This window comes from Pseudoalteromonas sp. 11L1 (genome assembly GCF_055397545.1).
On the sequence record NZ_AP041141.1, the window covers coordinates 1,014,377 to 1,036,811 of the forward strand.

At 41.7% G+C, this 22,435-nt stretch carries 21 protein-coding genes, 2 tRNA genes and 3 rRNA genes; 22 read left to right on the top strand and 4 right to left on the bottom strand.

The genetic code is table 11. The features are described 5' to 3' along the window. Position 1 precedes the first annotated feature (1 nt). The 10 genes from gspF (at position 2) to ACZ5WS_RS04755 (ending at position 7,438) form a co-directional block, all read left to right on the top strand. Positions 2-1,237: a type II secretion system inner membrane protein GspF gene (gene gspF, locus ACZ5WS_RS04710; protein WP_010393005.1), complete on the top strand. Its 1,236-nt coding sequence runs from the start codon at positions 2-4 to the stop codon at positions 1,235-1,237. A gap of 69 nt (positions 1,238-1,306) precedes the next feature. Then, on the top strand, positions 1,307-1,729 hold the full coding sequence (gene gspG / locus ACZ5WS_RS04715) for a type II secretion system major pseudopilin GspG (protein ID WP_008113417.1): 423 nt from the start codon (positions 1,307-1,309) through the stop codon (positions 1,727-1,729). A 49-nt stretch (positions 1,730-1,778) separates the two neighbouring features. After that, positions 1,779-2,366: a type II secretion system minor pseudopilin GspH gene (gene gspH / locus ACZ5WS_RS04720; RefSeq protein ID WP_464710913.1), complete on the top strand. Its 588-nt coding sequence runs from the start codon at positions 1,779-1,781 to the stop codon at positions 2,364-2,366. Further along, positions 2,366-2,740 carry a type II secretion system minor pseudopilin GspI gene (gene gspI, locus ACZ5WS_RS04725; protein WP_464710914.1) on the top strand — a complete coding sequence of 125 codons (375 nt, stop codon included), beginning with the start codon at positions 2,366-2,368 and terminating at the stop codon, positions 2,738-2,740. The genes gspH and gspI overlap by 1 nt, the downstream gene beginning before the upstream one ends. Beyond that, a complete protein-coding gene (gene gspJ / locus ACZ5WS_RS04730; RefSeq protein ID WP_010393015.1) occupies positions 2,741-3,406 on the top strand; it encodes a type II secretion system minor pseudopilin GspJ in 666 nt (221 codons plus the stop codon). Further along, entirely contained in the window at positions 3,406-4,392 is a 987-nt protein-coding gene (gspK, locus tag ACZ5WS_RS04735; protein ID WP_138570970.1) for a type II secretion system minor pseudopilin GspK, read from the top strand. The genes gspJ and gspK overlap by 1 nt, the downstream gene beginning before the upstream one ends. Further along, a complete protein-coding gene (gene gspL / locus ACZ5WS_RS04740) occupies positions 4,389-5,597 on the top strand; it encodes a type II secretion system protein GspL (RefSeq protein ID WP_464710916.1) in 1,209 nt (402 codons plus the stop codon). The genes gspK and gspL overlap by 4 nt, the downstream gene beginning before the upstream one ends. Then, a complete protein-coding gene (gene gspM, locus ACZ5WS_RS04745; RefSeq protein WP_464710918.1) occupies positions 5,594-6,067 on the top strand; it encodes a type II secretion system protein GspM in 474 nt (157 codons plus the stop codon). Before gspL ends, gspM begins: the two co-directional genes overlap by 4 nt. Before the next feature lie 3 nt (positions 6,068-6,070). Then, positions 6,071-6,829 carry a type II secretion system protein N gene (locus ACZ5WS_RS04750; RefSeq protein WP_010393022.1) on the top strand — a complete coding sequence of 253 codons (759 nt, stop codon included), beginning with the start codon at positions 6,071-6,073 and terminating at the stop codon, positions 6,827-6,829. Between the two features lie 21 nt (positions 6,830-6,850). Continuing rightward, positions 6,851-7,438 (top strand): UPF0149 family protein, encoded by a 588-nt coding sequence (locus tag ACZ5WS_RS04755; protein ID WP_138608186.1) that lies wholly within the window; start codon positions 6,851-6,853, stop codon positions 7,436-7,438. A 32-nt stretch (positions 7,439-7,470) separates the two neighbouring features. Here the strand turns inward: ACZ5WS_RS04755 and ACZ5WS_RS04760 are convergent, their stop codons facing one another. Both ACZ5WS_RS04760 and ACZ5WS_RS04765 read right to left on the bottom strand, forming a co-directional pair. Next, positions 7,471-7,677, bottom strand: coding sequence for a hypothetical protein (locus ACZ5WS_RS04760; RefSeq protein WP_010393026.1), 207 nt, complete (start codon positions 7,675-7,677; stop codon positions 7,471-7,473). Beyond that, positions 7,677-8,036, bottom strand: a complete 360-nt coding sequence (locus ACZ5WS_RS04765; RefSeq protein WP_010393028.1) for a hypothetical protein — start codon at positions 8,034-8,036, stop codon at positions 7,677-7,679. The genes ACZ5WS_RS04760 and ACZ5WS_RS04765 overlap by 1 nt, the downstream gene beginning before the upstream one ends. A 283-nt stretch (positions 8,037-8,319) precedes the next feature. On the opposite strand from ACZ5WS_RS04765, the gene ccoG reads away from it, so the two are divergent. The 5 genes from ccoG to ACZ5WS_RS04790 all read left to right on the top strand — a co-directional run bounded on the left by ccoG (position 8,320) and on the right by ACZ5WS_RS04790 (position 12,636). Continuing rightward, entirely contained in the window at positions 8,320-9,750 is a 1,431-nt protein-coding gene (ccoG, locus tag ACZ5WS_RS04770) for a cytochrome c oxidase accessory protein CcoG (RefSeq protein ID WP_138570969.1), read from the top strand. Between the two features lie 78 nt (positions 9,751-9,828). Continuing rightward, positions 9,829-10,803, top strand: coding sequence for a serine/threonine protein kinase (locus tag ACZ5WS_RS04775; protein ID WP_464710921.1), 975 nt, complete (start codon positions 9,829-9,831; stop codon positions 10,801-10,803). 36 nt (positions 10,804-10,839) lie between these two features. After that, positions 10,840-11,463: a thiol:disulfide interchange protein DsbA/DsbL gene (locus ACZ5WS_RS04780; protein ID WP_036980428.1), complete on the top strand. Its 624-nt coding sequence runs from the start codon at positions 10,840-10,842 to the stop codon at positions 11,461-11,463. 19 nt (positions 11,464-11,482) lie between these two features. Further along, the gene (locus ACZ5WS_RS04785; RefSeq protein WP_008113400.1) at positions 11,483-12,121 is read left to right on the top strand and encodes a thiol:disulfide interchange protein DsbA/DsbL; all 639 of its coding nucleotides are present in this window, start codon (positions 11,483-11,485) and stop codon (positions 12,119-12,121) included. A 62-nt stretch (positions 12,122-12,183) separates the two neighbouring features. Continuing rightward, the gene (locus tag ACZ5WS_RS04790; protein ID WP_411737675.1) at positions 12,184-12,636 is read left to right on the top strand and encodes a 2-thiouracil desulfurase family protein; all 453 of its coding nucleotides are present in this window, start codon (positions 12,184-12,186) and stop codon (positions 12,634-12,636) included. 9 nt (positions 12,637-12,645) lie between these two features. On the opposite strand, the gene trmA is transcribed toward ACZ5WS_RS04790, so the two are convergent. Continuing rightward, complete coding sequence (gene trmA, locus ACZ5WS_RS04795; RefSeq protein WP_464710923.1) at positions 12,646-13,743, bottom strand: tRNA (uridine(54)-C5)-methyltransferase TrmA; 1,098 nt, start codon at positions 13,741-13,743, stop codon at positions 12,646-12,648. A gap of 164 nt (positions 13,744-13,907) precedes the next feature. Here trmA and ACZ5WS_RS04800 point away from each other — a divergent pair, with 164 nt between their 5' ends. Continuing rightward, positions 13,908-15,032 (top strand): DUF5610 domain-containing protein, encoded by a 1,125-nt coding sequence (locus tag ACZ5WS_RS04800; RefSeq protein WP_010393043.1) that lies wholly within the window; start codon positions 13,908-13,910, stop codon positions 15,030-15,032. Between the two features lie 66 nt (positions 15,033-15,098). Beyond that, a complete protein-coding gene (gene murI, locus ACZ5WS_RS04805) occupies positions 15,099-15,887 on the top strand; it encodes a glutamate racemase (protein ID WP_054202948.1) in 789 nt (262 codons plus the stop codon). Here the strand turns inward: murI and ACZ5WS_RS04810 are convergent. Continuing rightward, on the bottom strand, positions 15,850-16,329 hold the full coding sequence (locus tag ACZ5WS_RS04810; RefSeq protein WP_055013410.1) for an RNA recognition motif domain-containing protein: 480 nt from the start codon (positions 16,327-16,329) through the stop codon (positions 15,850-15,852). The two genes, murI and ACZ5WS_RS04810, sit on opposite strands and share 38 nt — an antisense overlap. Positions 16,330-16,952: 623 nt before the next feature. Between ACZ5WS_RS04810 and ACZ5WS_RS04815 the strand changes: the two genes are divergently transcribed. From ACZ5WS_RS04815 to rrf, 5 genes are all read left to right on the top strand, one after another. Further along, positions 16,953-18,488, top strand: a 16S ribosomal RNA gene (locus tag ACZ5WS_RS04815). A 76-nt stretch (positions 18,489-18,564) separates the two neighbouring features. Then, positions 18,565-18,641: transfer RNA gene (locus tag ACZ5WS_RS04820), tRNA-Ile, on the top strand. Positions 18,642-18,752: 111 nt separating this feature from the next. Further along, positions 18,753-18,828 (top strand) — tRNA-Ala (locus ACZ5WS_RS04825). 306 nt (positions 18,829-19,134) lie between these two features. Continuing rightward, positions 19,135-22,019, top strand: a 23S ribosomal RNA gene (locus tag ACZ5WS_RS04830). A gap of 136 nt (positions 22,020-22,155) precedes the next feature. Further along, positions 22,156-22,270: ribosomal RNA gene (rrf, locus tag ACZ5WS_RS04835) — 5S ribosomal RNA — on the top strand. Together the 16S, 23S and 5S rRNA genes with 2 tRNA genes alongside form the textbook arrangement of a ribosomal RNA operon. Positions 22,271-22,435 lie beyond the last annotated feature (165 nt).

Consider the following 22,435-nt stretch of genomic DNA (forward strand, 5'->3'; position numbering starts at 1 on the left):
TATGGCGGCGTTTGAATACCGCGCATTAGATGGCCGGGGAAAAGAAAAAAAAGGTATTTTAGAAGCCGATACAGCTAAGCAAGTTCGTCAGCTTCTGCGCGATCAAAAGCTCACGCCGCTTGAGGTTGTGCCTGCTGCGCAAGATGACAAACAAGTTAAAGGTCAAAAAGCTCCCTTACTTGGTTCTTTATTTAAACCAACCATATCAACAGCCGATCTCGCTTTGATCACTCGTCAGCTTGCAACCCTAATTCAGTCTGCCCTACCTGTAGAGGGGGCGGTAATGGCAGTTGCTGAGCAGTGTGAAAAGCCAAGGCTAAAACGTATGTTAATGTCGGTGCGATCGAAAGTAGTGGAAGGTTATACTCTGGCTGATGGTATGAGTGAATTTCCGCATGTTTTTGACGATTTGTACCGCGCTATGGTGGCGGCAGGTGAAAAGTCAGGTCACTTAGATCAAGTGCTCAACAGACTAGCTGATTACACTGAGCAGCGCCAACATATGCGCAGTCAAATTACGCAGGCTATGGTGTATCCAATTATTTTGGTGGTGTTTGCCATTGGTATTGTGTCGGTATTATTGGGTACTGTGGTACCTAAAATATTAAAAACGTTCGAAAAAACTAAACAAGTTTTACCTTGGACCACCGAGTGGGTTATGGCGGGTAGTCATTTTGTGCAAAATTACTGGTTTATAAGTTTATTGGTGATCACCGCTACCGCGGTTGGAATCAAATATGCGCTTAAAAAACCTAAGGTACGGTTTTGGTGGGATGCAAAAGTATTACATATGCCAGGCATAGGTAAAGTTGCTAGAGGAATTAACACAGCGCGCTTTGCTCGTACTTTAAGTATTTTATCGTCAAGTTCAGTACCGCTACTAGAAGGAATGCGTATTTCTGGTGGGGTATTAGTTAACGAAAAAATCAAACAAGCTGTGGCTGATGCCGCAGAAAGAGTAAGTGAAGGAGCAAGTCTACGTGCTTCACTGCAGCAAACTAAGTTGTTTCCACCAATGATGCTGCATATGATAGCCAGTGGTGAAAAGTCCGGTGAACTTGAGCAAATGTTAGAGCGAGCTGCTAACAATCAAGATCGCGAGTTTGAAAGTATGGTAAATGTGTCATTAAAATTATTAGAACCTGCAATGATTGCCTCCATGGCAGTCATTGTATTGTTTATAGTAATGGCAATTTTGCAGCCAATTATGGCAATGAATAAGGCTGTTGGCCTTTAATTATTTTTTATATTAATGATTTACTTAAATCATTTTTGCTTAGTGTTTTTAGAATAACGAGGTAATAACGTGAATAAACAATCAGGTTTTTCTTTATTAGAAGTGATGGTGGTACTGGTTATCATCGGGATGATCATGTCGATTGTGGCACCTAATATTATGGGTCAGCAAGAAGAAGCGGCTATTGATAAAGCGCATTTAGATATTCAGCAGTTAGAAGATGCTATGAGTTTGTACAAGCTTAAAAATAAAAGCTACCCAAGTACAGAGCAAGGCTTAGAGGCATTAGTCACAAAAACCAGTATTGAGCCTATTCCAAAGCGCTTCCCTGATGGTGGCTTTATTAGCAAATTACCAGAAGATCCGTGGGGGAATAATTACCAATTAATTAGTCCTGGAGAGATTGGTAAGTTTGATATTTTTTCTATGGGACCCGATGGCGAACCAGCTACCGATGATGATATTGGCAACTGGGATGAAGATAAGCAGTAATGGGTATCAACTTTATCATACGCTTAAACTTAGTTGATAGGGGTTTACCATGCGGGTAAACCTTAAGCACTTGAGCGCAAAGCAATATGGTTTTAGTTTAATAGAAATTTTAGTGGTATTGGTGATCATCGCCTTTGCCACCAAAATGGTGGTATACAGCTTAGATGGCGGCGAAGAGGAAGAGCTAGATAAGCAAGCAAGTAGGCTGCATACCACCATTAATGCCGCATCAGAATTTGCCGTACTTAACCAGGTAGAGTTAGGCTTATTAGTTGATCAAAATACGCTTGAATTTTTAGTGTTTGATGGCGAAAAGTGGATCAATTTTGAGCGGGAAGAGTTATTTAAACCAATTGAGTTTGATCAGCAATTCAAAGTAACACTTAATCTAGAAGACCTACCTTGGGCACAAGATAACTTATTAGAGCAGTCTAACTGGCGTGAGTTAATGAGTGGCGATAATGAAGATAGTTTATTAGAACTTAAAAAATTAAAAGTTCCCCAAGTACTTATTTTATCCTCTGCTGATGTAAGTGCATTTCAGCTCATGCTTGAGTTAAAAGATCAGGCGGAGCCGGTATATTTTATTGAAGGTAAATTTGCTGCGCCAGTTGATTTTCGTCGAGAGCCCCAATAATGAAAAAATACCAAGGTTTTACCTTATTAGAAGTATTAGTGGCACTAAGTATCTGTGCTATGGCGGGTATTGCTGCAATGCAAGCAACTGGTGAGCATATTCATCACTTATCTAGCATTGAAGAGCAAACGTATGGCTCTTGGGTTGCCGAAAATGTATTAGTAGAGCAACGAACGCAAGGCGAAAAATGGCAAGGTAAAAACGGTGCCCGCGGTACTGAGATGATGGCGGGGATTGAATGGTTTTGGCGCCAGGATGTTGTGCCTACTGCTGATAAGAGCTTTGTAAAGGTCACTATTAATGTGTTTACAGATGATAAGTATGAAAATTCAATTTATGAGTTAAGTACTTACTTAAATAAAGGTAAGCCATAAGTGAAGCAGCGCGGTTTTACATTATTAGAAGTGATGGTGGCACTAGGAGTGTTGGCGTTTGTTATTATGGCCACCCACCAAATACTTGATACCACCACGCGTGCCAAAGAAGCATCAGATGAAAAAATTGCTGAGCTAAATGGGTTACAAACAGCCTTCAGGCTAATGGATCAAGACTTTAGCCAAATGACTAAACGCCAAGTGCGTAATGAAGCTGGGGATTTTCAAGAGAGTTACTTACTTGCAGGGCGCTACATTTTAGAAAGCCAGCTTGATGGCATTGCCTTTGTGCGTGATGGTTGGATGAATCCCATTAATTTACTTCCTCGCTCAGAGCTGCAAGCTGTTGGTTATCGAGTAATTGATGACAACTTAGAACGAGTATATCGCATTTATGTTGATCAACTTGATAATATGGAGCCTCGTAGCCAAGTTGTTTTAGCTGACGTAGAAGAGCTTAAATTTGAGTTTTTAGATGGTAACGCAGAGTGGCAAGAAAACTGGCAAATTAAGGCGTTACCTAAAGCGGTAGCTGTAACGTTAAAGCAAATGAACGCAGAACCAATTAGGCGCGTTTTTTTAGTGCCAGGACTCGGTAAAGAGCTACCAAAACCGGTTAATGATGGTACTAACCAATCGCAACCAAATGGCCGAGGAACGCCTTGATGAATCAAAAAACATCACGCGGCGCGGCGTTAGTTATTGTGTTATTTATTGTCGCGCTGGCTGCTATTTTAGCCGTAGAAATGAGTGCGAACTTAATGTTACAGGTACAAAGAAGTACTAACTTGCAAAGTCAGCAACAGGCTAAATGGTATGCTTATGGCGCTGAAGAATTAGCTATTAAAGGCTTAATTCAAAGTAAAAAAGACGATCCAGAAAAAACCACCTTAGCGCAGCCGTGGGCAAAGCAAGGTGATGTTAAGTATCCAGTTGATAACGGCACGTTAAGCGGTCAGTTAACTGATTTACAAGCTTGTTTAAACTTAAATGCGCTTGGTGCTGAGCCTGACCCAAACAGTACTAATAAAACGAACCCTGCGCATAAAGCGTTGTTTGCCATATTAGAAAATATAGAAGACTTACCCAGTGATGAGTCTGAAGAAGGTATGGCTGATAGTGTTTTTGACTGGTTAGATAAAAATAGTATTACGTATCGCTCAGGAGCTGAAGAGGGCGAGTATTTATCGCGTCAGTTTCCGTACATGACAGCAAATAGCCTATTTGCTTCGGTATCTGAACTGCGTTTAATTAAAGGGTTTAACCCTTTAGTGATGGAAAAGGTGCTGCCTTTTGTCTGTGTGATCCCTGGCAGTACGTTACTTTCAATTAATGTTAATACGGTCACTGAAGAGCAAGCTTTATTGTTCAGTGGCCTAATAGACGAACTGAGTGTTTCGGGTGCTCAAGCGGTAATTGCAGCGCGACCTGAAAATGGCTTTGATAATATTGAAGAGTTTTTTGAGTCTGTTAAACAACAAGGCGGCAAAAATATCAAAGCAGTAGAAAAACTTTTTAGTTTAAAAAGTGAATATTTTAAATTACAAACGCAGGCAAAATTTGTTGATTTGCGTTTTTCGATGACCACATTACTGTATGCCAGCAATGGCGAGGTAACGATACTGGCGCGAAAATTTGGAGGCGTACAGTGACAGAGATACTGTTGATCCGCACGGGTCAAACCGAGCAAGATTTACTTAACTGGTTAATATACTCACCACAAGAACAAGAAATAATAGCCAGTGGCGAGCTACAAAATGCCAATCAGTTAAGTGAACTAACTGAAAAAGCATTAACCCGAGAACTTGTGGTACTTTTACCATGTGACCAGGTGCAATTAAAAACGGTGACACTGCCAACAAAGTGGAGCCGTAAATTAGAGCAAGCATTGCCCTATATGCTCGAAGAAGATCTTGCCTGTGATATAGACGACGTTTATATCGCGCTTGGGGAGCCAACTATGGTTGATGAGCAGCATGCAATTAAGATTGCGCTAACGAACCGTGATTGGTTTGAGCACTGGTTAGAAGTATTTGAACAACATCAACTCACTCCGTATCAAATAGTACCGGATGCATTACTATTGCCAAGCGCTGAAGAGTCATGTGTTACTGCCATCGAACTTAATAAGCAGTGGCTCTTTAAACAAGGTGACTGGCACATTAGCGCGGTTGAAAGCAGTTGGCTAAAAGAGTATTTAGTAGCATTAGGCAATCCTGATATCAAGCATTACAGCCCCGCTGATCAGTTTCCAGAAGCACTTAACTTATATCCGCAAACAAGTGACTATGAGTTACCGTTAGCATTATTTGCTAAACAACTTGATAAACTTAAGTTTAATTTGCGTCAAGGACCTTACACCCTTAAAAAGAAAACTGCGTTATGGTGGGGTTACTGGAAAAGTGCTGCCATTATTAGTGTGGTTGCCTTGGTATCAAGTGTGACTATTAAAGCGGTTGAATTGCATCAGCTTAATTCGCAGCTAGAAGTAGCTAAATCGCAAGTAGTAGAGCGATATCAAAAAGCCTTTCCTGGCACGCGGGTGCGACCTCATTTAATTAAAAATCAAATACAGGGTGCATTGAATAAAGTACAAGGTGTTAGCGATGCTGGCTTTTTAGATTTAACCAGTAAATTGGTTAGCGTGTTTTCGCAAGTGAATGAGTTTACGCCACAAACATTACGCTTTGACAAACGCCGTAATGAATTGCGCATTCGAGCGCGTGGTAAAGACTTTCAAACTTTTGGTAAGGTTAAAGCCATTCTCGAGCAGCAAGGGGTTACTGTTGAGCAGGGCTCGTTAAATAATGATGGCGATTTTATCGTCGGCGAAATCAGACTGCGAGGTGCACAATGAAGCAGCAGTTCATGCAATATTGGCGTTCATTAAAAGAGCAAGAGCAACAACTAATTATGGTTGCAGGCGGTGTATTTATCATTTTTGTTTTGGTGATGGGGGTTTTTAGGCCTTTAAATACTGCGATAGAGCGGGCACAGCAATCACAAATAAAACAGCAAGAATTGTTAGCCTGGGTAGACGAGAGTATTGTTAAGCTCAAAGCCGCGGGTAAAACGCAAGCTGTGAGTAATCAAAATCTCAGCCAAATAGTTAATAATACGCGCGGCCGTTACAGCATTAATATTAGTAAAATGCAGCCTAATGATAACTCACTTCGTTTAACGCTCGACTCAGTAGAGTTTAATCTATTAATCCAATGGATTGACGAGCTCGTTAATCAGCATGGTTTAAGCGTAGAAAATCTAGATTTAAGCCAAGATGATAAATCCGGTTATGTACGCGTAAGCCGTTTAGTATTAGAGAGGTAGTTAATGAAAAAAATAATAATATTATCCATCGTTTTTTTAATGAGCTTTATTGTTTTTAGCGTTATTAAATTACCGGCTGCGGTTGCTGTAAATTTAGCTAAACCGTATTTTCCACCGCAGCTAGAAATAGGACAAACTGCTGGCACGTTGTGGCAGGGACAAGTTATGCAGCTGCGCTTTGAAGGTGAGCAATTAAATAATGTACGCTGGGATATATCTGGCTGGGCGTTATTTAAAGCTCAAGTGAATACTAACTTACGCTTTGGTAATCCTCGCGAACGCAGTGACATATCGGGCTATGCAGATATTAGTTATTCACTAGCAAATGATGAGCTTAAAATAACTGATACTGTAGTGCGTTCAACGGTTGAGCGAGCAATGCAGCGAATTGACTTACCGTTACCAGTTACTGCTAAAGGACGTGTAATCTTAGAGCTTGATGAATACGTTTCTGGAGCGCCATATTGTCAATCACTCCAAGGTGAAATAGCCAGCCCTGATATTGACGTACAAGGTTTAACTGGTTGGTTCAATATTGGTGATCTCAGTGGCAAATTAAGTTGTAAGTCGGGCGATGTTGCTATACTCATCGAGCCAGACAATAGATTAGGGCTTGAGGCAGATGCTACACTAAAGGCTAATTTTGACTTTAAAGTTGCGGGATATGTTAAACCTGATCTAACTTTACCCAAAGAAGTTCATGACGCGGTGAAGTTTTTAGGCAGACCAGATAACCAAGGTCGTTACCCACTTAAATTTTAATATTTTATATAAAGAGTTTTAATGCAAATACCTCAGTTTACTGAGCAGCATGCCAAGCTGCTCAGCGAGTTTTTAAATACCCAATCAGGCGCAATGAGCCTTACCCAAAGCCAAGGTTACTTATTTGGCGTTATATGTTCACCTGAGCCGCTAGAAGTTCACCAATGGTTAGAAAACATTCTCCCTGATACAGCAAACGACCTTGATGAAGACATGTTATTTTTGTTTATGGCATTACACCATCAGGTGAGTGAGCAAGTATTTGAGTTGGGTTATAAGTTACCCGCTGAGTTTGAATATGACTTTTGCCAGCAATGGTCAGCGGGTTTTTTAACCGCAAGCCAAGCGTATACCCACAAGTTACTAGCAAGTGAGCAACTAGATATTCAATACAAGCAAGCGCTTGAAAGCGCACAGGCTACGCTCAGTTTTTTTGCTCTCGATAAACCAATCATTACGCAAATTGCACAGCAAAATAATATTGATGAATTACACTTATGTGAGCAGCAGTACGAGCTAATGGGCGACTTTGCATTAGGTTTTGCTGAACTTATCGAAATTGTAGCGCTTAACAGTGGCTTGTATACTGATGAAGGGTGGGAGGAGTAAGTTTTCTAGCGCTTAAACGTTGTTCTTAACACCTAACCGCCAATTTCTAATTCAATATCAGTGCAACCTTGTTTGCACTGTATTACTCCTTTACCGGGTTCGCTGGTGGCTAAGTTAAGGGTTAATACGCCATTACAATGTTCGCATTTTAACGTTTTACCCTGTGCCAATTGCTTAAGCATGGTGCGATGTTTATGAAATGAGTTACTTGCTTTTTTATTTAATCCAGAAAAATCCATTACTTTACTCTCGCTTGCGCTAATGACTCTTTGATAATACGACATACAGTAAGTAATCGTTCTTCGTAAAAATAGAGGTTTAGATCACCTTGGCGACAATAGCGTAGTTCAAATAACTTGACTGATTCATCCGTAGTAAATGTTTTAGCAACATAGTCTTGCTCAGAACGAGAAAGTGCTAACTGTTGATTCACTTTATTTCTCGTCATGGTTGCTACAGGAAAGCGATCTACTTTAGTTGAGCTGCTTAACAAACCGATACCATCACCGAGCAACCGTTCGCGCGGCTCTTTTACCAAAGGATGATCAACAGTAAAAAATGCTAGGATCACAACCACTAGTATAAAAAATTTCTTCATAAATATACAAACCTTGATCCAAACAACACTTTAGTAGCCGGCAAGTGTAATAAAATACACCTTAAAAGCAAGTCACAAATTGAATAAATTATTAGCAATCTAGTCAGTAATTTTAGCTAATATGCGTATAATAAGAGGCAGTAGTTAGATATTTCTGAAATATCTGAAAGTACACAAGTGCGACTTAAAGCGTATTATGTTTAGCATGCAAGTTGCTACACTTAGGCGAAAAGTACAAAAAGATTGCTGAATTTTTATTTCCTAGCGGCGTTGAGGAACTTCAATGGATAAGCAAATTAAAGTAAAAAACATACCAACAGAGGTTAAGATCCAAAAACCTGATCTGAGCCGTCAAGAAGATAGATTTAATCCTCGCAATCGTATTTATGTACGTGCGGTTACTGGGCTTCATCAATTACTAAGACAACGTATCGGCTTTTTAGGCATGCTAGCGTTTATGTTATTGCCTTGGATCAACTTTAATGGTCAGCAAGCTGTGTTGTTTGAGCTAATGGAGCAAAAGTTTAATATTTTTGGTTTAACCCTGTGGCCACAAGACTTCACTATTCTTGCATTTATTTTTATGCTTGCGGCGTTTGCTCTATTTTTAGTGACTACTTTTTATGGCCGAGTATGGTGTGGCTATACCTGTCCGCAAACAGTATGGACCTTCATTTTTATTTGGTTTGAAGAAAAATTTGAGGGCAGTGCTAATCAACGTAAAAAGTTAGATCAGCGGCCAATGGATTTTGATAAATTCTGGCGAAAAACCGCAAAGCACACTAGTTGGGTGTTATTTTCTTTGTATACCGCGTTAACCTTTGTTGGTTACTTTACGCCTATTCGCGAACTACTCCCAGAATTTGTTACATTTAATGTGGGCGGTTATGCCTTAGTTAGTATTATTGTATTTACTATTTGTACTTATGGTAATGCGGGTTGGATGCGCGAAATTATGTGTTTACATATATGCCCATACTCACGCTTTCAGTCAGCAATGTTTGATAAAGACACCTTTACTGTAAGCTACGATGAAGCGCGTGGTGAAAACCGCGGGCCACGTTCGCGTAAACAAGACCCAAAAGAGCTGGGGTTAGGTGATTGTATTGACTGTAACTTGTGTGTGCAGGTTTGCCCAACTGGGATTGATATTCGTAATGGTCTGCAATACGAGTGTATAAACTGTGGCGCGTGTATTGACGCCTGTGACGGCGTAATGGACAAAATGAATTATCCTCGAGGCCTAATCTCTTATACCACCGAGCGTAACTTGGAAACCCCAGAGAATAAAACTCATCCGCTGCGTCCTAAGCTGATTGGTTACAGTATTATTTTAGTCTTACTTACCGGTGCGTTGGTAGCCAATATAGCTATGCGTAAACCTATGGACTTTGATATTATCCGTGATCGCAATCAGTTGTATCGTGTCGATTTTAATGGTTTAGTTGAAAACACCTACACCTTAAAAGTGATTAATAAGGCACAGTACGAGCAAACATTCTCTATTGATGTTAAAGGGTTAGAAAACTATAAATACATAGGTGATACCACCTTTACGGTGAACGCTGGTGAATCGCATAATGTACCGTTATCATTAGTAATGGACCCTTATGATTTAAAAGCGCCAATGACCGAGTTTAACTTTGTACTGTCGCCAATAAACGAACCCGATAACCAAATATCGCAGCAAAGTAACTTTTTTAAAGCGCGATAAAGAGTCTGTATTAAAAGACGAACACTGATATTAACAAAAAAGCGGGATATTCCCGCTTTTCTTTTATATAAGAAGTATATGAGTAAATTTAGCTTTATTGACTTAACCCCAGATCTTATTTTGGATGCCATCGAAAGCGTTGATATTTACGCTGAGTCAGGGTTGCTAGCGCTAAATAGCTACGAAAATCGAGTGTATCAATTTGTAGCTGAGGGTGGAAAACGTTACGTTGTTAAGTTTTATCGGCCTGAGCGCTGGAGCAAAGCACAAATTCAAGAGGAACATGATTTTGCTTTTGAACTGGCAGCCGCAGAAGTACCGGTGGTTGCGCCAATAAAGCATAATGGGCAAAGCTTATTTGAACACCAAGGGTATTTATTTACTTTATTCCCAAGTGTAGGCGGGCGTTTATTTGAAGTCGATAATTTAGATCAGCTTGACGTACTAGGGCGTTTAATTGGTCGCATGCACCAAGTAGCGAAAACGCAGCCCTTTACCCAAAGACCAATCGTTAGCTGTGATGAATACCTGCATACAGCTAAAGTTCACTTACAAAAAAGTAATTTAGTTCCTATGGGACTAGAAACTTCCTTTTACACTATTTTAGATTTAGTTATTGCCCAAGCGCAGCTGCAATATAAAAATGTAGACAATATTCGCTTACACGGAGACTGCCATGCTGGTAATATTTTATGGGCTGGGGATGCGCTGATGTTTGTTGATTTAGACGATAGCCGCCAAGGACCTGCAATTCAAGATTTATGGATGATGCTCAGTGGCGATCGACAAACACAGCTGTTACAGTTAGACACTTTAGTGAATGCGTATGAAGAGTTTTGTGATTTTGATCACTCACAACTGAAGCTGATCGAACCGCTTCGCGCCATGCGTATGATTCATTACATGGGTTGGGTTGCAAAACGTTGGAGCGATCCAGCTTTTGTACGGAACTTTTCATGGTTTGCAGATGACAAATACTGGGAGCAACAAATTTTAGCGCTTAAAGAACAGCTTGCAGCTTTGCAAGAAGCCCCGTTAAAATTATTGCCATAATATTTTTATTTAAAAAAGAAGTATAACGAGATATTCATGCTTAAAAAATTAAAACTAAGTTTACTGATCCTATGTTTACCTTTCGCAGCACTAGCTGCCAACTTTGAAGCAGGTAATCAATATACTGTGATTGACGTTGAAAAGAGTAAAACGCCAAACGTAACCGAATTCTTCTCTTTCTATTGCCCGCACTGTTTTAAGTTTGAGCCGGTAGCAAAAGGGATTGCAGAAAACTTACCTGAAGGGGCTGAGTTTGTAAAAAATCATGTTAACTTTTTAGGGGGCGTTTCACCACAAGCACAAAGTAACCTGAGCTTTGCTTACTTAATTGCAAAAAAACATGGTCAAGCCGAAGCAGTAACAGCGCAAATTTTTAAAAGCATCCATATTCAGCGTGCACCATTAACAGAAATTAAAGACGTTAAGAAGTTATTAGAGCTTAACGCAATTGATAACAGCACATTTGATAATGATATTGCTAGTTTGCCTATCATAGCAGCTGAACGTGCCATGCAAGATAAGCAGAATAAATATTCTGAGCTTGGCGCATTAACTGGCGTACCTACATTTATCGTAAATGACAAATATAAAATCAATATTAATACAATCAAGAGCCAACAAGAACTTGATGAGTTAATTAGCTTTTTACTAAAACTATAATTTTTGGAGCACCATAATAATGATCAAATTAGTTAAAGCAGGGTTGCTTGCTGTATTACTCCCTTTAGCTGCAACCAGTTTTGCTGCCACTTACGAAGAAGGCGTACATTATGATGTCGTCTCTGATCGTGCAACCAGAAAGCCAGAAGTAAAAGAGTTTTTCTCTTTTTACTGCCCTGCATGTAATAACATGGAGCCACTGCTTGCTGAGATCAAACCTAAGCTAGACAAAAACGTAAAGTTTAAGAAAAGCCATGTGGATTTCGTGGGCGTTCGTGACCCAGAACATCAAACCATGATCAGCCAAGCACTAGCTACTGCTGAAGTACTACCGCAAAAAGATAAAATTATTTCAGCGATGTTTGACCACATTCACGCAAAGCGTGCTCGTTTTAATGAGCTTGCAGATGTAAAAGATGTATTTTTAGCGCAAGGTGTAGATGGCGACAAATTTGATAAATTATTTGAAAGCTTCTCGGTACGTACACTGAGCTCTAAAATGAAGCGCGACCAAGATTACTTTAAAGGAAAAGGGGCACTGCGTGGCGTTCCAACATTTATTGTTAATGGTAAATATAAGCTTAACTTAGGCGGCGAGTCAGGTATTTCATCGCCAGAAGATGTAAGCGCACTTATTAACTACTTAGCAAATAAATAAGTAGTTTAGTGAAATAAAAAAGCTCCGAAAGGAGCTTTTTTATTTGGAGAAGAAAATTCATTATGGAAAAAATTTTAATCTCAAGTTGTTTGTTAGGTTTGCCAGTTCGTTATGATGGTAAAGGCCAAACAATATTGCACCCTCAACTTAATTTGTGGCAAAAGCAAAATAGATTAATCGTATTTTGTCCTGAGATTGCTGGTGGCTTACTCGTGCCTAGAGCGCCCGCTGAGATAAAGCAAAATCGAGTTATTACAAATACTGCCGAGGATGTAACAAGTGCATTTGAAGCTGGCGCTAATAAAGCATTAGCCCTTTGTAATAAGCATAATATTCGCTTTGCTTTACTTAAAGAGTCTAGTCCTTCGTGTGGCCGTAATACAATTTATGATGGAAGCCATAGTGGGGTGAAAGTAAAAGGCATGGGGCTGACCGCTAAGCTATTGGTAAAGAATCAAGTTGAAGTATTTAGTGAAGAGCAAATACCAGCACTTATCAAGGCGCTGGCATTATAGTATTAGATTTTATTTTCTCTGTAAAAATACACCAGATTCAATATGGTGTGTGTAAGGGAATTGATCAAATATTGCAAAGCGCTTAACTTCATGGGTTTGCGTTAAGTGATCAAGATCACGCTCCAACGTATCTGGGTTGCATGATATATAAATAATATTCTCATAGTTAGCCACTAAATCACACGTTAGGGTATCCATGCCAGCACGAGGTGGGTCGACTAGAATGGTTTGGCAGTTGTAACTACTAAGGTCAATACCATCTAAGCGAGAGAAAGTACGCTCGCCTTTCATTGCCTGAGTAAACTCTTCGCTCGACATGCGAATAATATCTAAGTTAGTTACTTTGTTTTGAGCAATATTATATTGCGCTGAATGCACAGACGATTTTGATATTTCTGTTGCCAGCACTTTATTAAATGAGCCCGCAAGTGCAATTGAAAAGTTTCCGTTACCACAATACAGCTCTAGTAAATCATTGTTTAGTGGTTTACATAGCTCTTGTGCCCACTCTAACATTTTAATATTCACCTTCGCATTAGGCTGAGTAAAGCTATTTTCTACCTGTTGATAGATTAGCTCTTGGCCATTTACCATTAAACGCTCAGTAACAAAGTCATCGCCTAATTTTTCTTTTTGCTTACGTGCACGGCCAATAAAGTCAATTTTGTACTGGCTACTTAGCTTTTCCTTTAAGGCATTAATCTCAGTTAACCAGTTTTCATCAAGTGGCTTGTGATAAAGCAAGCTCACTAAAATTTCACCGCTGAGGGTCGATAAATAATCTATTTGGAATAATTTACGACGCAGTACTTCGCAGCCTTTTAAGTTATCAATCATTACCTGCATAACTTCAACTACTAAAGGAGCTGCAGGGTCAAAGGTATCAACACGTATTTTATCTTTCGTTTGTTGATCAAACATAATATGAAACAGATCGTCACCATCGTGCCATACTCTAAATTCTGCACGTTGACGGTAGTTAATAGGCTCAGAGCTAAATACTTCTAACTGTTTTACACCGAAACGTTGAAACTGCTCTGTAATACGCTGCTCTTTTTCATTTAATTGTGCATCGTACTGCGTGGTATCTATATTTATAACTGCCATTAACGGTATAACCTTATCGTTGAGATCTGTTTATCGGCGCTATTGTAGGGAGCGAAGCGTATTTGTCTAGTTTTGATCAAATATAGTGAGCTTTTTTTAAGCATTTTACTACAGTATAGGCTTACTTGGCCGATATAAGAGTATGTCTAAATAGGAGTCTTCTCATGAAAATAGGTAACTTTAGTTTTGTTCCAAACAGCAATGCCAATAAATACAATACTAAGCAAGCAATGCCACAGCCTAAAATAGACTCCCCACCAACTAGCTATCAGCAACGCGGAAAAGAATTGGCTGCTGCCGTATTGGGTGACAAAATGGCAAAAGAATTAGGCTTGCCGGTTGCTGAAGCGAAAAAAGACAAACCATTGTTTGATTTTAATGAAGTAGTCAAAAATGTTTTAGACTTTGTGACCAGCTCAGTAAAAAAAGCCAAAGCCAATGGTGCCGATGATGACAAGCTACAAGATATACTCAACCAGGCACGTAAAGGCGTGCAAACAGGTGTTGATGAAGCTGTCGATGAATTAAAAGGTATGGGCGTATTTAATCAAGAGCTTGAAGAGGGTATTGATAAATCAAAAGAGGGCATCTTTAATGGCCTTGATAAATTTGAGCAGAACTTATTTAATCCTCAGCCAGCAAGCGTAACGGTTAGTCAATCGCAATATGTGAACCTTAGTAACAGCGCTGATTATACTTTTACCACCGCAGAAGGTGATGAGGTGAGTATTAGTTTTGCAGACGCTTACCAATCCCAGTCATCTAGTCGCTATCAGCAAACTGAAAGCTCACAAGCATTTAGTACGCAATTTTCTGAGTCTCGTGAGTTGTCATTTTCTATGTCAGTAAATGGAGAGCTTAATGAAGACGAACAGCAAGCTATAAATGATTTAATGGCAGAGTTACAAGATGTAAGTAAAACCTTTTTCAGTGGCGACTTAGATAAAGCATTTGAACAAGCCCAAGAACTCAGCTTAGGAAATGAACAGCTGGTGGCATTTTCAATGGACTTACGTCAAAGCAAAACTGTGGCAGCTATTAAAGAGTATGAACAAATTAAGCCAACATCAGAAAAGGCCATTGCCGAAACCGTCGCACCTTTTAATGATGATCTAAAATCGGCTTACTCTAAAGCGCAAGCACTAGGATTAGAAAGCCAGCTATCAGGTATCATTCAATGGCTAAATCAAGATCAACAAGAAATAGATAAACTGGTTGATTACACTAACACCATGTTTGAAAACTTAGATAAATTAAACACAGCTACTGCAAAACTAGACGCTGAGTAAAACTACTTTCTTTTATAAAAGCCTCATGGCAAACTGCCGTTCTAAGTAAAGAGTAGGAATGGTAGTTTGTCAGCGCACATCATGGTATTTGATTCAGGTATAGGTGGAACCACAGTACTTGAGCATATTCAGCAAAGCATTCCTCACGCTCAATATAGTTACTTCATGGATAATGCATTATTGCCTTATGGTGCACAGTCGCAGCAGACTATAATTAGTCGCTTATGTGGACTAATCCAATTTATCAAAAATGAGTCGCTCAATGTCGACTTAATTGTTATAGCCTGCAATACCGCCTCAACATCTGCATTAAGTGCGGTACGTCAAATAACAGATATTCCAATTGTAGGGGTTGTACCTGCGATTAAGCCCGCAGCACAAATAACACAATCAAAGCATATTGGATTATTGGCAACCCCTGCGACAGTAGCAAGTTCATATACGGATACACTGATTAAAGAGCATGCCTCACTTATAACTACAAGCTTATATAGTAGTGTTGAATTGGTCACTCTGGCAGAAACATTCTTTTTTACCCAATACTTAGATATAGAAAAGCTGCACGCTGAGTTAAACCGATTAAATATTAATAAAGATATCGATGTGCTGGTATTAGGCTGTACTCACTTTCCTATTCTTGCTAAACCAATTAGTGATTACTTTAAAGCACATATAGAGTTGTTAGATTCTGGTGCGGCTATTGCTAAGCGAGTTAGATCTTTACTGAATTTAAGCGATGATCAAGCAGGCATAAAAAAGCCGCTGCGGTATTATGCAACGGCTGATATATGTAGTGATAAACTAGCCGTTAAGCAAGTTACACTGTTTGATCCGACTCTGAACGATAAGAGTTAGAATCATCTTCTTGTTTTTGTTTTGCTTCACGTACTTTTAAAGTACGTTGTTGGAACTCACTATCATTTAACTTAGCAATTGCGTTATCCGCATCAGCTTGAGCCATTTCAACAAAACCAAAGCCGCGACGTTTGCCAGTATTCTTATCTTTCAATAAACGAACATTAAATACCTTGCCTTGCTCTTCGAACAAAGCACGTACAACGCCTTCATTTGCGCGATAAGGAAGATTGCCAACATAAAGTGTTTTTGTTTTTACTTCGGCTTCTTCTGCACTTACTGATGACATTGCAGCAATGACAAGTCCACCAATTAATAAACCAGCACCAAATAGTAGTGCAGGGTCTAATGCTAGGCTTGCAAGTGCAAACTTAACGATAACAAAACCAACAACAGCAAGAATAACTGCAAAGATAAAAGATTTTTGATCGGGTAATTTCATTTTGATCTACCAATAAACAGGAAATAAACATTAATTTAACATTGTGAACTTGCTATCTTAACGTCTTAATTGAACATAGCAATGAAATTTATAGTAAATAGTTAATAAGAGTGCAAAAAACGACCTAAAGTAAGCTCTTTCCATACCATTTCAATAGTATTTGCTTGAAAGTTGAGCAAACAGTAAAAAGATCTAAAAAAAAGGTTGATCTGTTTTCGGATCTCCCTATAATGCGACCCCACTGAGACGGGGAACGCCAACGCATAGCGAGGCACGAACTGCTCAAAGAGTTAAATAAAACTTGAGTTTAAATCATCGTAAGAAAGTTTAAAATTAAGTGTTGACTCGAAAAATAAAGGATGTATTATACGCATCCCTAGCGACAACGTCGCAACGTTCTTTAACAATATAAAGCAATCATCTGTGTGGGCACTCGTACAGATTGAGTTCTAACAGCCAAGCTTAGTTTACTAAGTAAGGCAAACAAATTTAGAGTCTCAATTGAAACTGAGTGACCAACAGCAATAACTACTTAGGTAGGAATTGCAGCACAGTCAATTCAATATCGAAAGATATTAAATAAATTCAGAATTCATTGAGCTGTCGAAAGACATAAAACTTTTTAATTGAAGAGTTTGATCATGGCTCAGATTGAACGCTGGCGGCAGGCCTAACACATGCAAGTCGAGCGGTAACAGAAAGTAGCTTGCTACTTTGCTGACGAGCGGCGGACGGGTGAGTAATGCTTGGGAACATGCCTTGAGGTGGGGGACAACAGTTGGAAACGACTGCTAATACCGCATAATGTCTACGGACCAAAGGGGGCTTCGGCTCTCGCCTTTAGATTGGCCCAAGTGGGATTAGCTAGTTGGTGAGGTAATGGCTCACCAAGGCGACGATCCCTAGCTGGTTTGAGAGGATGATCAGCCACACTGGGACTGAGACACGGCCCAGACTCCTACGGGAGGCAGCAGTGGGGAATATTGCACAATGGGCGCAAGCCTGATGCAGCCATGCCGCGTGTGTGAAGAAGGCCTTCGGGTTGTAAAGCACTTTCAGTCAGGAGGAAAGGTTAGTAGTTAATACCTGCTAGCTGTGACGTTACTGACAGAAGAAGCACCGGCTAACTCCGTGCCAGCAGCCGCGGTAATACGGAGGGTGCGAGCGTTAATCGGAATTACTGGGCGTAAAGCGTACGCAGGCGGTTTGTTAAGCGAGATGTGAAAGCCCCGGGCTCAACCTGGGAACTGCATTTCGAACTGGCAAACTAGAGTGTGATAGAGGGTGGTAGAATTTCAGGTGTAGCGGTGAAATGCGTAGAGATCTGAAGGAATACCGATGGCGAAGGCAGCCACCTGGGTCAACACTGACGCTCATGTACGAAAGCGTGGGGAGCAAACAGGATTAGATACCCTGGTAGTCCACGCCGTAAACGATGTCTACTAGAAGCTCGGAACCTCGGTTCTGTTTTTCAAAGCTAACGCATTAAGTAGACCGCCTGGGGAGTACGGCCGCAAGGTTAAAACTCAAATGAATTGACGGGGGCCCGCACAAGCGGTGGAGCATGTGGTTTAATTCGATGCAACGCGAAGAACCTTACCTACACTTGACATACAGAGAACTTACCAGAGATGGTTTGGTGCCTTCGGGAACTCTGATACAGGTGCTGCATGGCTGTCGTCAGCTCGTGTTGTGAGATGTTGGGTTAAGTCCCGCAACGAGCGCAACCCCTATCCTTAGTTGCTAGCAGGTAATGCTGAGAACTCTAAGGAGACTGCCGGTGATAAACCGGAGGAAGGTGGGGACGACGTCAAGTCATCATGGCCCTTACGTGTAGGGCTACACACGTGCTACAATGGCGCATACAGAGTGCTGCGAACCTGCGAAGGTAAGCGAATCACTTAAAGTGCGTCGTAGTCCGGATTGGAGTCTGCAACTCGACTCCATGAAGTCGGAATCGCTAGTAATCGCGTATCAGAATGACGCGGTGAATACGTTCCCGGGCCTTGTACACACCGCCCGTCACACCATGGGAGTGGGTTGCTCCAGAAGTAGATAGTCTAACCCTCGGGAGGACGTTTACCACGGAGTGATTCATGACTGGGGTGAAGTCGTAACAAGGTAGCCCTAGGGGAACCTGGGGCTGGATCACCTCCTTATACGATTTAGAACTTATTTGTTCGTAGTGTCCACACAGATGATTGTTAATTGTAAAGAGAACAACACTTATTGTTTGGGTCTGTAGCTCAGCTGGTTAGAGCGCACCCCTGATAAGGGTGAGGTCGGTAGTTCAAATCTACTCAGACCCACCACTTCTTCTTAATACTTCGTTGTAAGCTTCGTTGTTTAGTAAACTAAACGGCCTCAACTTACGCCTTGTGTTAAAAATAAGTCGGTATACAAACAGTAAGACCAGCATATGTGGGGCTATAGCTCAGCTGGGAGAGCGCCTGCCTTGCACGCAGGAGGTCAGCAGTTCGATCCTGCTTAGCTCCACCACTTTACTTCTTAAAAATAAATATTCTTTTATCGGGTAGCACAATCACCTGAGAATAGAGTGTGTTTAATTTTGAGAAGTTTTTGATTCTCTGCTCTTTAAAAATTTGGAAAAGCTGATAATAAAATTCGTATGAATATCATTGTTATTTGTACAGAGTTTTCAAAAGTAAAAAAGAATGATAGCAGTATCATTCAGTGCCATTTAATAAACGTTTTACGTTTGTTGATTGGTATCTACTTTAGTATTCAATATTAACTTCTGGCGAAGTTAAACTGTCACGAAACAAAGACCCGTTTGGGTTGTATGGTTAAGTGACTAAGCGTACACGGTGGATGCCTTGGCAGTTGGAGGCGATGAAGGACGTATTAACTTGCGATAAGCCTAGTCAAGCTAGTAAAAAGCACTTGAGACTAGGATTTCCGAATGGGGAAACCCACCTGCTTGCAGGTATCGTTAACTGAATACATAGGTTAACGAGGCGAACGCGGAGAACTGAAACATCTAAGTACCCGTAGGAAAAGAAATCAACCGAGATTCCGATAGTAGCGGCGAGCGAAATCGGAACAGCCCTTAAGCTTATTATGTGTTAATGGAAGGCTCTGGAAAGTGCCACGATACAGGGTGATAGTCCCGTACATGAAAATGCATTTTAAGTGAAATCGAGTAGGTCGGAGCACGTGAAACTTTGACTGAATATAGGTGGACCATCATCTAAGGCTAAATACTCCCAACTGACCGATAGTGAACCAGTACCGTGAGGGAAAGGCGAAAAGAACCCCTGTGAGGGGAGTGAAATAGAACCTGAAACCGTGTACGTACAAGCAGTAGGAGCCCCTCGAGGGTGACTGCGTACCTTTTGTATAATGGGTCAGCGACTTATATTTTGTAGCGAGGTTAACCGATTAGGGTAGCCGTAGGGAAACCGAGTCTTAACTGGGCGAATAGTTGCAAGGTATAGACCCGAAACCCGGTGATCTAGCCATGGGCAGGTTGAAGATTGAGTAACATCAATTGGAGGACCGAACCCACTAACGTTGAAAAGTTAGGGGATGACCTGTGGTTAGGAGTGAAAGGCTAATCAAACCGGGAGATAGCTGGTTCTCCCCGAAATCTATTTAGGTAGAGCCTCGGACGAATACTTACGGGGGTAGAGCACTGTTAAGGCTAGGGGGTCATCCCGACTTACCAACCCTTTGCAAACTCCGAATACCGTAAAGTAATATCCGGGAGACACACGGCGGGTGCTAACGTCCGTCGTGAAGAGGGAAACAACCCAGACCGCCAGCTAAGGTCCCAAAGTCATAGTTAAGTGGGAAACGATGTGGAAAGGCCCAGACAGCCAGGAGGTTGGCTTAGAAGCAGCCATCCTTTAAAGAAAGCGTAATAGCTCACTGGTCGAGTCGGTCTGCGCGGAAGATGTAACGGGGCTAAACTATGCACCGAAGCTGCGGATTCAGAATTTATTCTGAGTGGTAGGGGAGCGTTCTGTAAGCGGTTGAAGGTGTACCGGGAGGTATGCTGGACGTATCAGAAGTGCGAATGCTGACATGAGTAACGATAATGCGGGTGAAAAACCCGCACGCCGGAAGACCAAGGGTTCCTATCCCATGTTAATCAGGGTAGGGTAAGTCGACCCCTAAGGCGAGGCCGAAAGGCGTAGTCGATGGGAAACGGATTAATATTTCCGTACTTGGTATAATTGCGATGGGGGGACGGAGCAGGCTAAGCAAGCATGGCGATGGTAGTCCATGTGAAAGTGTGTAGGCTAGCGACTTAGGTAAATCCGGGTTGCTGTTAGGCTGAGACACGAGACGAGTCACCACGGTGATGAAGTTGCTGATGCCATACTTCCAGGAAAAGCCTCTAAGCTTCAGATTATACCGAATCGTACCCCAAACCGACACAGGTGGTCAGGTAGAGAATACTAAGGCGCTTGAGAGAACTCGGGTGAAGGAACTAGGCAAAATCGTACCGTAACTTCGGGAGAAGGTACGCTCCGATTGGTGATGAGACTTGCTCTCTAAGCTGATTGGAGCCGCAGTGACCAGGTGGCTGGGACTGTTTATTAAAAACACAGCACTGTGCAAAATCGCAAGATGACGTATACGGTGTGACACCTGCCCGGTGCCGGAAGGTTAATTGATGGGGTTATCTTCGGAGAAGCTCTTGATCGAAGCCCCGGTAAACGGCGGCCGTAACTATAACGGTCCTAAGGTAGCGAAATTCCTTGTCGGGTAAGTTCCGACCTGCACGAATGGTGTAACCATGGCCACGCTGTCTCCACCCGAGACTCAGTGAAATTGAAATCGCAGTGAAGATGCTGTGTACCCGCGGCTAGACGGAAAGACCCCGTGAACCTTTACTACAGCTTGGCACTGAACATTGAACCTACATGTGTAGGATAGGTGGGAGACTTTGAAGCAGAGACGCTAGTTTTTGTGGAGTCGTCCTTGAAATACCACCCTTGTAGTTTTGATGTTCTAACGTTGGCCCCTGAATCGGGGTTACGGACAGTGCCTGGTGGGTAGTTTGACTGGGGCGGTCTCCTCCCAAAGAGTAACGGAGGAGCACGAAGGTTGGCTAAGTACGGTCGGACATCGTACGGTTAGTGTAATGGTAGAAGCCAGCTTAACTGCGAGACAGACACGTCGAGCAGGTACGAAAGTAGGTCATAGTGATCCGGTGGTTCTGAATGGAAGGGCCATCGCTCAACGGATAAAAGGTACTCCGGGGATAACAGGCTGATACCGCCCAAGAGTTCATATCGACGGCGGTGTTTGGCACCTCGATGTCGGCTCATCACATCCTGGGGCTGAAGTCGGTCCCAAGGGTATGGCTGTTCGCCATTTAAAGTGGTACGCGAGCTGGGTTTAGAACGTCGTGAGACAGTTCGGTCCCTATCTGCCGTGGGCGTTTGAGAATTGAGAGGGGTTGCTCCTAGTACGAGAGGACCGGAGTGAACGAACCGCTGGTGTTCGGGTTGTCATGCCAATGGCATTGCCCGGTAGCTACGTTCGGAACTGATAAGCGCTGAAAGCATCTAAGCGCGAAGCAGGCCTTGAGATGAGTTCTCACTAGACTTTTAAAGTCTCTGAAGGGCCGTTGAAGACTACAACGTTGATAGGCAAGATGTGGAAGTGGTGTGAGCCATTAAGCTAACTTGTACTAATTACCCGTGAGGCTTAACCATACAACGCCAAACGCGTTTTATGTGATAGTGAAACAAGCGAAGAAGTTAATAGACTAAAGTAGATTACTGAAAACTTTATTATCAGAAATTCCAAATTTTAGTTAGTGCGTAGTAATACGGACTGACACCAAATTTGCTTGGTGACAATAGCGTTTTGGACCCACCTGACCCCATGCCGAACTCAGTAGTGAAACGAAACAGCGCCGATGATAGTGTAGCATTTGTTATGTGAAAGTAGGACATTACCAGGCTCCAAATAAGAGAAGCCCGATTCGAAAGAGTCGGGCTTTTTTACGTCTGCAGAAAAGTAAAAAGCACACACTCACCCAGCACTATCGCGTAGGTTGGGCGAGCGAAGCGACTCCCGACGCATAGAGAGTATCCCATTTGTTATGTGGCTTTCCATCGCTGTGGAC